Below are 10519 nucleotides of genomic sequence, written 5' to 3'. Positions count from 1 at the left end.
CGAGGGCCTTCGCGTACTCGGGGTCGAGCGCGTGCTCGGCGTCCACGAAGGCGACGGTGCCGCCGGCCTTCTGTGCGTTGGCCACGGCGTGCAGGGTCAGGGTCGTCTTACCGGAGGACTCGGGGCCGTACACCTCGATCACACGGCCGCGGGGCAGCCCGCCGACGCCGAGGGCGATGTCCAGCGCGGTCGACCCGGTGGGGATGACCTCGATGGGGTCGTTCGGCTTGTCGCCGAGGCGCATGACCGCACCCTTGCCGAATTGCCGTTCAATCTGTGCGAGCGCGGCGTCGAGAGCCTTCTCGCGGTCGGTGCCTGCCATGGGTTCCACCCGGTTTGCTTGAGTCGATCGCTTCACGCCATTGACGCTAACGCCTGCCACTGACAATGCGCTTCCACGCCCGTTTCGGCTGTGGATAACTCATCAGAATGGATGTTCGATTTCCGTGTCAAGCGGGCCCGCCGGACGCCCGACTGACAACCCAGGGTTGACACCCCTCGGACTGTCAACCTAGGGTTGCCTCTATGACGAACCCTTCGGTGGAACCCGTTCGCATGACCAATCCGGTACGCCTCGACGACCTGATCGAGGCCATCAAGAAGGTCCACACCGACTCCCTGGAGCAGCTCAGCGGCGCCGTCGTCGTCGCCGAGTCGCTCGGCGACGTCGCGGACCACCTCATCGGCCACTTCGTGGACCAGGCCCGCCGCTCCGGCGCCTCCTGGACCGACATCGGCCGCAGCATGGGCGTCACCCGCCAGGCCGCCCAGAAGCGCTTCGTCCCCAAGGCCGACAAGGAGGGAGAGGGCGGCATGGACCCCGGCCAGGGCTTCGGCCGCTTCACACCGCGCGCCCGCAACGTCGTCGTCACCGCGCAGAACGAGACCCGCGCCGCCGGCAACTCCGAGATCCGCACCGAACACCTCGTCCTCGGCCTGCTCGCCGAGCCGGAGGGCCTCGCCGCGCTCGCCCTGCGCGCCCAGCAGGTCTCCGCGGACGACGTGCGGACCGCCGCGACCGCCGCCCTGCCCCCGGCCGCCGCCGGGGAGCTCCCCGCCCTCATCCCCTTCGACGCCGGCGCCAAGAAGGCCCTGGAGCTCACCTTCCGCGAGGCGCTGCGCCTGGGCCACAACTACGTCGGCACCGAGCACGTCCTGCTCGCCCTCCTCGAACTGGAGAACGGCGACGGCGTGCTCAGCGGCCTCGGCGTGGACAAGGCCGCCGTCGAGGCGACCGTCAGCGAGGCACTGGCGGCCTTCGTCGCCGAGGCCGGGGAACAGGCCGGCGAGACGCGGTAGCCGAGTCCCCGGCCGCCCGCTCGGTCAGCTCGTACCGCTTCACGTACGCGCCGAGGAACGCCTGCAGCGTGGCGACGGCCGGGATCGCGATGAGCGCCCCGACCGCGCCCAGCAGGGCCGTGCCCGCGATGACGGACCCGAAGGCCACCGCCGGGTGGATGTCGACCGTCTTCGAGGTCAGCTTCGGCTGGAGCACGTAGTTCTCGAACTGCTGGTAGACCACCACGAACCCGAGCACGTACAGCGCGTACCAGGGCGAGCCGGGGAAGGCGATCAGCATCGGCAGCGCGCCCGCCAGGTAGGTGCCGATGGTGGGGATGAACTGGGAGACCAGCCCCACCCACACCGCGAGCGCGGGCGCGTACGGCACGTCGAGCACCGCGAAGACGACGTAGTGGGCGATGCCGGAGACCAGGGCCATCAGCCCGCGCGAGTAGAGGTACCCGCCCGTCTTGGCGACGGCGATCTCCCAGGCGCGCAGCACCTCCGACTGCTTCGCGGGGGGCAGTACGGAGCACAGCGCGCGCCGCAGCCGCGGACCGTCCGCGGCGAAGTAGAAGGAGAAGAGCCCGACCGTCAGCAGCCGGAAGAGGCCGCCGAGCACGGTGGCGGACACGTCGAGCACGCCGGTCGCGCTGTTCTGGACGTACTTCTGGAGCCAGTCCGAGTGCAGCAGGCTGTCCTGGATCGCGAGCCGGGACAGCTTGGTGTGGAAGGTGGTGTTGATCGTTCCGATCACCGAGTCGAGGTAGCCCGGGAAGCCCCCCACCATGTCGACGATCTGCTCGGCGAGCATCGATCCGAGCAGCACGACGAACCCGGCGCCGGCGACGAACACGCTCAGGAACACCAGGAAGGTGGCGAGCCCGCGGCGCATGCCGCGGGCCGCCATCCGGGACACGGCGGGTTCGACCGCGAGCGCGAGGAAGAAGGCGATCAGGATGTTGACGAGCAGCCCGGTCAGCTGGTGGAAGGCCCAGCTGCCGAGCTGGAAGCAGGCGATGAGGGCGAGTACGAGGACGACGGCGCGCGGCAGCCAGCGCGGCATCCGGGCCCCGGGCCCCGCCGCCGGTGCGGCGGCGCCGCCGGGGGGCGCCGCGGACCCTGCGGGCTCGGCGGGATGGGCCGGATCGGCCGCCTCGGCGGTGTCGGTCGTCGTCTGGGTCGTCGTCACGGTCGTCTCATCGGTGGCTGCCACGCCGACCAGTCTGTCCCAACCGTCCCGCGTACGGGGAAACGGCCGACGGCGTCAGCGCAGCGAGGCGGGCACGTCCATCGCCGAACACACCGCGCGCCACACGTCCTTGGCCTCCCAGCCCGCGTCCAGCGCCTGGTGGACGGTGCGCCCGCCGAGCTCCGTCATGACGTGGTCCCGCGCGAAGGAGTCCGCGTAGCCCGCGCCGAAGTGCTCGGCCATCCGCTCCCAGAAAATCGTCAACCGCATGCCACCAGTATCCCGCCCCGGGAGAGTGCACCGGCGGCGTTCGCCTCCCGCCCGCGCGGCAGCGCGCCCTACGGTGTCACGCATGCCTGGAGACGACTCTTCCTCGCTGATCCCACCGACCCCGCTGGCCCGCGCCGAGCGGTTCTTCTGGCTCACGGCCCGGGTCCTGGAGCAGCGGCGGTTCGCCTTCCACTTCCTCGGCGGGGACGCCGACGCGGTGGACACGGCCCTCGGCTCGTACCTCAACGCCGACGGCGGCTACGGCCACGCCCTCGATCCGGACCTGCGCGGTCCGCTCAGCCATCCGCTGCACACGGCGCACGCGCTGCGGGTCCTGGACAGCCTGGGCCGCTGCGCCGGGCAGCGGATCGAGCGGCTGTGCCGCCACCTGACGCGGGTCTCCACCGCGGACGGCGCGCTCCCGGTGGTCCTCCCGGCGCCGCACGGCTATCCCGGGGCCCCGTACCACCCGGTGTACGACGATCCGCCGGGCGAGCTGCTGACCACGGGACCGGTGGTGGGCGTACTGCACCGCAACCGGATCTGGCACGCGTGGCTGTTCCGGGCCACGGACTTCTGCTGGGAGCGGGTCGAGAACCTGCGCCGGGCGGACCCGTACGAGGTCCAGAGCGCGGTGGCCTTCCTCGACGGCGCCCCCGACCGGGCGCGGGCGGTGGCGGCCGCGGACCGGCTGGGGCGGCTCGTGCGCGAGCAGCGGCTGGTCGTGCTCGACCCGCGCCGGCGCCGGGAGTACCCGCCGTCCCCCGGCTGCGCGCCGGGCGAGCAGCTGTTCCCGCACGACGTCGCCCGGCGGCCGGAGTCGCTGGCGCGCGGCTGGTTCACCGACGAGGAGCTGAGGCGCTCGCTGGACTTCCTCGCCGCCGGACAGCAGCAGGACGGGGGATGGCCGGTGCGGCGCCTCGCGTGGGCTCCGGGCAGCTCGCTGGAGCGGCGCCCGATCGCCACGCTGGAGGCCCTGCTGACCCTGCGCGCGTACGGCCGCCCCCTGACCGGCGACCCCCCGGGAGCGGTCTAACCGCCCAGGGCCCGCACTCCCGCGGTGACGACCACCGCGGCGGCGACCACGAGCAGGAACGGCGCCCGCAGCAGCAGGGCGAGTCCGGCGGCGGCCAGCCCGGCGGCGCGGGCGTCCAGTACGAGCTCGTGCCCGGTGCTGAAGGTCTGCTGGGCGGTGAGCGCGGCGAGCAGCGCGACCGGCAGCAGCGCGGCGAGCCGGCGCACGGCCGGCCGCTCCAGTACCCCGGCGGGCACGAGCAGCCCGGCGAGCTTGACGGCGTAGCAGCCGACGACGGTGAGCGCGATGGCGATCCAGACGTTCACGAGCGGCGTCCCTTCAGCCAGAGGATCGCGGGGGCGGCGAGGGCGGCGACGAGCACCGGCAGCCCGGCGGGCAGTACGGGCAGCAGGCCCAGCCCGAGGACGAGGGCGAGCGCGGCGACGACCCGCTCGGTGGCGGTCTTCAGCATCGGCGCGAGCAGGGCCAGGAAGACGGCCGGCCCGGCGGCGTCCAGCCCCCATGCGGCGGTGTCCCCGAGGGCCTCGGCGCCGAGGGCGCCGAGCAGGGTGGTGAGGTTCCACAGGACGTACAGGCTCAGCCCGGTCACGGTGAAGCCGAGCCGGGCCGACCTGCGGTCGGGCTGGGCGAGCGACACGGCGGTGGTCTCGTCGATCACCCAGTGGGCGGCGAACGGCCGCACGGCCCCGGGCACCGCGAGCAGCTGCGACAGCCGCAGCCCGTAGAAGGCGTTCCGCGTGCCGAGGAAGAAGGCCCCGGCGGCCGCGGTGAACGGGTTCCCGCCCGCGGCCAGCGCTCCGACCAGCGCGAACTGCGAGGCCCCGGTGAACACCAGCAGGCTCAGCACGCAGGCCTGGAGCACGCTGATCCCGGCCCCGGCGGCGGTCACCCCGAACGCGAACCCGGACAGCCCGACGGCCACCCCGACCCCGAGCGCGTCCCGAACGACGGCCCCGCGCGGCCGCTCCGCGGCCCCGCCGGGGGTCTCGTTCCTCACCATCTGTCGTCCTCGCACGCCCCGACCGTACGCAGCCCGGCCCGACCGGGTCTTGTACGTTCTTGCACGCGGGGCGGGCTCAGCCCCCGGCCGGGGGCCGGCCGCCCGACCGCCCGCGGCGGTACGCGCCCGGCGGGACCCCCACGATGCGGGTGAAGTGGCGGTTCAGGTGGGGCTGGTCGGTGAAGCCGACGGCGACGGCCGCCTCCGCGGGCGGCGTGCCCGCCTCCAGCAGCTCCCGGGCCCGCCGGACCCGGGCGTCCGTCAGCCAGGTGTGCGGCGGCATCCCGTACCGCTCCCGGAAGGCCCGCAGCAGGGCGAACGGGCTGGTCCCCAGTTCCGCGGCGAGCTGTTCCAGCGACGGCGGCCGCGCCATCCGCTCCTGGAGCACCGCCCGGGCCGCCGCGGCGCCCGCCGCGCCGGCGCTGCGGACCGTACGGGCGGGCAGCGGTCCGGCGTGCCGGGTCAGCATCCGCGCGACCGCACCGCGCAGCAGCGTGTCGGCGGCCAGCGCGTTCCCTTCCTCGGCGGCCCGGTGCACCTCGGTGATCACGTGCGAGGTCTGCGGATCGGCGACCGAGTCGGCGGTGAAGCCGGGGGTGCCGCGCAGGCCGGCGATCTCCGCGGCCACCTCGGCGATCAGCTCCCGGGAGGGGTACAGCGTCGCGTACGCCCAGCCCTCCGGTACCCCGGCGCGCGCGGTGTGCGGCATCTCGGGGTTGATCAGGACCACGCTGCCCGGCCCGGCCCGCACGGTGCCGCCGGGCAGGCCGACCTCCTCGATGCCGCCGGTGACGGCCGCGATGACGTACCCGTCGTGGGTGTGGCGCGGGAAGGTGTGGCGTACGTAGTGGGCGCGCAGGAGGTCCAGCCCGGGCAGTTCCGCGTACTGCCAGTGCCGGGCCCACTCCCGCTCGACCGCCCCGCCCGCCCCGTCCGCCATACCCCCCATTCTGCGCCCCGCCCGATCCGGCGGCCCGCCCGGTCCGGGTGTTTGCCCAGGTCCGGGCCGTTGTCGGTGCCCGGGTGCAGGATGGGGGCATGGCCGGCTCCGCGCTCGACGCGTTCTCCCCCGCGACCCGCTCCTGGTTCACGGGGGCCTTCGACTCGCCCACCTCCGCGCAGGAGGGCGCCTGGCGGGCCATCCGTGAGGGCTCCGACGTGCTCGTGGTGGCTCCGACCGGCTCCGGCAAGACCCTGGCCGCCTTCCTCGCCGCCCTCGACCAGCTGGCCTCCACCCCGCCGCCGGCCGAGCCGAAGAAGCGCTGCCGGGTGCTGTACGTGTCCCCGCTGAAGGCCCTCGCCGTCGACGTGGAGCGGAACCTGCGCAGCCCGCTGACCGGGATCCGCCAGGAGTCGGTCCGCCTGGGCCTGCCCGAGCCGGACATCCGGGTCGGGATCCGCTCCGGGGACACCCCGCCGGCGGAGCGGCGGGCGCTGGCCACCCGGCCGCCGGACATCCTGATCACCACGCCCGAGTCGCTGTTCCTGATGCTGACTTCGGCGACGCGCGACGCGCTGGCCGGGATCGAGACGGTGATCCTGGACGAGGTGCACGCGGTCGCGGGGACCAAGCGCGGGGCGCACCTGGCCCTGTCCCTGGAGCGGCTGGACGAGCTGCTGCCCCGCCCGGCCCGCCGGATCGGGCTGTCGGCGACGGTCCGGCCGGTGGACGAGGTGGCCCGGTACCTCGCGCCGCGGGGCAAGGCCGAGATCGTCCAGCCGCCCTCGGCGAAGGAGTTCGACCTGTCGGTGGTCGTCCCGGTGCAGGACATGGGCGAGTTGGGCGGCTCGCCGGCCACCGAGGGGAAGGAAGGCGGGGACAAACCCTCGATCTGGCCGCATGTGGAGGAGCGCATCGCGGATCTGGTCCAGGCCCACCGCTCCACGATCGTGTTCGCCAACTCCCGCCGCCTCGCGGAGCGGCTGTGCAACCGGCTGAACGAGATCGCCTACGAGCGCGCCATGGGCGAGAAGCTGCCCGACGGCGCGCCGCCGGCGCAGATCATGGCCCAGTCGGGGGCCGCCCAGGGCGCCCCGCCGCTGCTGGCGAGGGCGCACCACGGCTCGGTCTCCAAGGAGCAGCGGGCGCTGGTGGAGGAGGATCTGAAGGCGGGCCGGCTGCCCGCGGTGGTCGCCACCTCCAGTCTGGAACTGGGCATCGACATGGGCGCGGTGGACCTGGTGGTGCAGGTGGAGTCACCGCCCTCGGTGGCCTCCGGGCTCCAGCGCGTGGGCCGGGCCGGGCACCAGGTGGGCGCGGTCTCCACGGGCGTGGTGTTCCCCAAGTACCGCGGGGACCTGGTTCAGGCGGCCGTGGTCACCGAGCGGATGCGCACCGGTTCGATCGAGTCGCTGCGCATCCCGTCGAACCCGCTGGACGTGCTCGCGCAGCAGCTGGTCGCGATGACCGCGATGGACACCTGGCAGCTGGACGAGCTGCTGGCGCTGGTGCGGCGGGCGGCGCCGTTCGCGGCGCTGCCGGAGTCGGCGTTCACCGCGGTGCTGGACATGCTGGCGGGCCGGTATCCGTCCGACGCGTTCGCGGAGCTCAGACCGCGGGTCGTCTGGGACCGGGTGGCGGGGACGATCACGGGCCGGCCCGGCGCCCAGCGCCTTGCGGTCACCTCCGGCGGCACCATCCCCGACCGGGGCCTCTTCGGGGTGTTCCTCGCGGGCGCCGACCCCAAGAAGGGCGGCGGCCGGGTCGGCGAGCTCGACGAGGAGATGGTCTACGAGTCCCGCGTGGGGGACGTGTTCACGCTGGGCACCACCTCCTGGCGGATCGAGGACATCACCCGCGACCGGGTCCTGGTCTCCCCCGCCCCCGGCGTCCCGGGCCGGCTGCCGTTCTGGAAGGGCGACCAGCTGGGCCGCCCCCTCGAACTGGGCCGCGCGGTCGGCGCGTTCCTGCGCGAGCTGGGCGGCCTGCCCGAGGACGACGCCCGGCTGCGCCTGGTGGCGGCCGGCCTCGACGCCTGGGCCGCGGAGAACGTCCTCGCGTACCTCGCGGAGCAGCGCGAGGCGTGCGGGCACGTTCCGGACGACCGCACCATCGTGGTCGAGCGGTTCCGCGACGAGCTCGGCGACTGGCGGGTCGTGGTCCACTCCCCCTTCGGCGCCCAGGTGCACGCCCCCTGGGCGCTGGCCCTCGGCGCCCGCCTCGCCGAGAAGTACGGCATGGACGCGCAGGTCATGCATGCCGACGACGGGATCGTGCTCCGGCTGCCCGACGCGGACCTGCTCTCCATGGACCTCCTCGACCACGATCCCTCGTCCACCCACGCCTTCGAGTTCGACGACGAACAGGCCCCCCTGGGCGCGGCGGACGTCGCCTTCGACCACGGCGAGATCAACCAGATCGTCACCGACCAGGTCGGCGGCTCCGCCCTGTTCGCCTCCCGGTTCCGCGAGTGCGCGGCGCGCGCCCTGCTGCTGCCGCGCCGCAGTCCGGGCAAGCGGACCCCGCTGTGGCAGCAGCGCCAGCGGGCTTCCCAGCTGCTCCAGGTGGCCTCGGAGTTCGGTTCGTTCCCGATCGTGCTGGAAGCCGTACGGGAGTGCCTCCAGGACGTCTTCGACGTGCCGGGCCTGACGGAGCTGATGGGGGACATCGAGGCGCGCCGGGTCCGCCTGGTCGAGGTCACCACCCCCGAGCCGTCCCCCTTCGCCCGGTCGCTGCTCTTCGGGTACGTCGCCCAGTTCCTGTACGAGGGGGACTCGCCGCTCGCCGAGCGCAGGGCGGCCGCGCTCTCGCTGGACTCGCGCCTGCTGGCGGAGCTGCTGGGCCAGGCGGAGCTGCGCGAACTGCTCGACGCGGAGGTACTGGAGGAACTGGAGCGGGAGCTCCAGTGGCTGACGGAGGACCGGCGGGCCAAGGACGCCGAGTCCGTCGCCGATCTGCTGCGCCTGCTCGGCCCGCTGACCACGGCCGAACTTGCCGAGCGCGGAGCCGATCCGGCCTGGCCGCAGGCCTTGTCCCGGGCCCGCCGGGCGATCGCGGTCCGGATCGGCGGCGCGGACCACTGGGCGGCGATCGAGGACGCGGGCCGGCTGCGCGACGCGCTGGGCACGGCGCTCCCGGTCGGTGTCCCGGAGGCGTTCACCGAGCCGGTCAAGGACCCGCTCGGCGACCTCCTGGCCCGGTACGCCCGCACCCACGGTCCGTTCACCACGGCCGCCGTCGCCGCCCGCTTCGGCCTGGGCGCGGCCGTGACCGAGGGCGCCCTGCACCGGCTCGCGGCGGCGGGCCGGGTGGTGCAGGGCGAGTTCCATCCGGCCGGCATCGGCCAGGAGTGGTGCGACGCGACCGTGCTGCGCAGGCTGCGCCGCCGCTCGCTGGCGGCGCTGCGCCAGGAGCTGGAGCCGGTCCCGCCGACCTCCCTGGCCACCTTCCTGCCGCAGTGGCAGCACCTGGGCGGGGCGCTGCGCGGCATCGACGGGCTGGCCCGGGCGATCGAGCAGCTCCAGGGCGCCCCGGTGCCCGCCTCGGCGCTGGAGCGGCTGATCCTGCCCTCCCGGGTCTCGGGGTACTCCCCGACCCTGCTGGACGAGCTCACCACCGCCGGGGAGGTGGTCTGGGCGGGTGCCGGGGCCCTCCCGGGGAAGGACGGCTGGGTGTCCCTCTACCTGGCGGACGCGGCCCCGCTGCTGCTGCCCCCGCCGCATCCGCTGGAGCTGACGCCCCTTCACCAGTCGATCCTCGACACCCTGTCCGGCGGGTACGGGCTGTTCTTCCGCCAGCTCGCGGAGTCCGTGCGCGCCAAGTGGTCCGAGGCAACGGACCTCGAACTGTCCGAAGCCGTCTGGGACCTGGCCTGGTCGGGCCGGCTCACCAACGACACGCTCTCCCCGCTGCGCTCCCTGCTCGGCTCGGGCCGTACGGCGGGCGCCACCGCCCACCGGGCCCGGCGCACCGTCCCGCGCGGCCGGTACGGGACGCTCAGCGCGCAGGTGTCCCGCCCGGGCCCGCCCACGGTGTCCGGCCGCTGGTCGCTGCTGCCCACCCGGGCCCCCGACCCCACCCACCGGGCGCACGCGCTGGCCCGGACCCTGCTGGACCGGCACGGGGTGGTCACGCGGGGCGCGGTGGCCGCCGAGGGCGTGGAGGGCGGCTTCAGCGCCGTGTACCGGGTCCTGTCGGCCTTCGAGGACAGCGGGCAGGCCCGCCGCGGCTATGTGGTGGAGGGCCTGGGCGCGGCCCAGTTCGCGATGGACGGGGCGGTGGACCGGCTGCGCTCGGCCGAGCGGAACCCGCCCCCGCTGGCGGCGGTGGTCCTGGCGGCCGCCGACCCGGCGAACGCGTACGGGGCGGCCCTGCCCTGGCCGGAGCCCCCGGCCGGAGCCACGCACAAGCCGGGCCGCAAGGCGGGCTCGCTGGTGGTCCTGGTCGACGGCGAGCTCGTCCTGTACCTGGAGCGGGGCGGCAAGACGCTGCTGGCCTGGCCGCCTGCGGAGGACCCGCGGCTCGCGGCGGCGACCGCGGCCCTGGCGGCGGCCTCCCGGATCGGCACGCTCCCCGCGCTCACGGTGGAACGCATCAACGCCACCCCGGCGTTGACCTCCCCGCTGGGTCCGGGCCTGGAGTCGGCCGGCTTCCACGCCACCCCTCGGGGGCTGCGCATGCGCTCGTGAATCCGGTGCGGGGATCCTGTGACGGAATCCGGCATTCCGGTCTCGACCATCCCGCTTATGTTGCGCTTATGTCTTGAGCACGTCACGAAGCCCGTCTCAGCTGGCACCCCCG

At 74.6% G+C, this 10519-nt stretch carries 8 protein-coding genes and 1 pseudogene; 3 read left to right on the top strand and 6 right to left on the bottom strand.

Annotation, left to right across the window (positions count from 1 at the left end; genetic code table 11):
• A pseudogene (locus ADK52_RS26835) lies at positions 1-322 on the bottom strand (DNA recombination/repair protein RecA); the annotation flags it as partial.
• Positions 323-525: 203 nt separating this feature from the next.
• Here ADK52_RS26835 and ADK52_RS26830 point away from each other — a divergent pair.
• On the top strand, positions 526-1299 hold the full coding sequence (locus ADK52_RS26830; RefSeq protein WP_078988624.1) for a Clp protease N-terminal domain-containing protein: 774 nt from the start codon (positions 526-528) through the stop codon (positions 1297-1299).
• Here ADK52_RS26830 and ADK52_RS26825 read toward each other — a convergent pair.
• Positions 1238-2347 carry an AI-2E family transporter gene (locus ADK52_RS26825; RefSeq protein WP_053692413.1) on the bottom strand — a complete coding sequence of 370 codons (1110 nt, stop codon included), beginning with the start codon at positions 2345-2347 and terminating at the stop codon, positions 1238-1240. The two genes, ADK52_RS26830 and ADK52_RS26825, sit on opposite strands and share 62 nt — an antisense overlap.
• A 201-nt stretch (positions 2348-2548) precedes the next feature.
• Positions 2549-2743 (bottom strand): DUF3046 domain-containing protein, encoded by a 195-nt coding sequence (locus tag ADK52_RS26820; protein WP_030154244.1) that lies wholly within the window; start codon positions 2741-2743, stop codon positions 2549-2551.
• An 82-nt stretch (positions 2744-2825) separates the two neighbouring features.
• Here ADK52_RS26820 and ADK52_RS26815 point away from each other — a divergent pair, with 82 nt between their 5' ends.
• On the top strand, positions 2826-3779 hold the full coding sequence (locus tag ADK52_RS26815; protein WP_053692408.1) for a hypothetical protein: 954 nt from the start codon (positions 2826-2828) through the stop codon (positions 3777-3779).
• Here ADK52_RS26815 and ADK52_RS26810 read toward each other — a convergent pair.
• The 3 genes from ADK52_RS26810 to ADK52_RS26800 all read right to left on the bottom strand — a co-directional run bounded on the left by ADK52_RS26810 (position 3776) and on the right by ADK52_RS26800 (position 5728).
• A complete protein-coding gene (locus ADK52_RS26810; RefSeq protein WP_030859690.1) occupies positions 3776-4084 on the bottom strand; it encodes an AzlD domain-containing protein in 309 nt (102 codons plus the stop codon). The genes ADK52_RS26815 and ADK52_RS26810 overlap by 4 nt on opposite strands.
• Complete coding sequence (locus ADK52_RS26805) at positions 4081-4779, bottom strand: AzlC family ABC transporter permease (RefSeq protein WP_053692407.1); 699 nt, start codon at positions 4777-4779, stop codon at positions 4081-4083. The genes ADK52_RS26810 and ADK52_RS26805 overlap by 4 nt, the downstream gene beginning before the upstream one ends.
• A 76-nt stretch (positions 4780-4855) precedes the next feature.
• Positions 4856-5728 (bottom strand): AraC family transcriptional regulator, encoded by an 873-nt coding sequence (locus ADK52_RS26800; protein ID WP_420714935.1) that lies wholly within the window; start codon positions 5726-5728, stop codon positions 4856-4858.
• A gap of 89 nt (positions 5729-5817) precedes the next feature.
• On the opposite strand from ADK52_RS26800, the gene ADK52_RS26795 reads away from it, so the two are divergent.
• Positions 5818-10407 carry an ATP-dependent helicase gene (locus ADK52_RS26795; protein WP_053692405.1) on the top strand — a complete coding sequence of 1530 codons (4590 nt, stop codon included), beginning with the start codon at positions 5818-5820 and terminating at the stop codon, positions 10405-10407.
• Positions 10408-10519 lie beyond the last annotated feature (112 nt).

Source organism: Streptomyces sp. WM6372, assembly GCF_001279655.1.
Taxonomy (GTDB): Bacteria; Actinomycetota; Actinomycetes; order Streptomycetales; family Streptomycetaceae; genus Streptomyces.
This window is presented reverse-complemented; position numbering and strand designations above follow the sequence as displayed.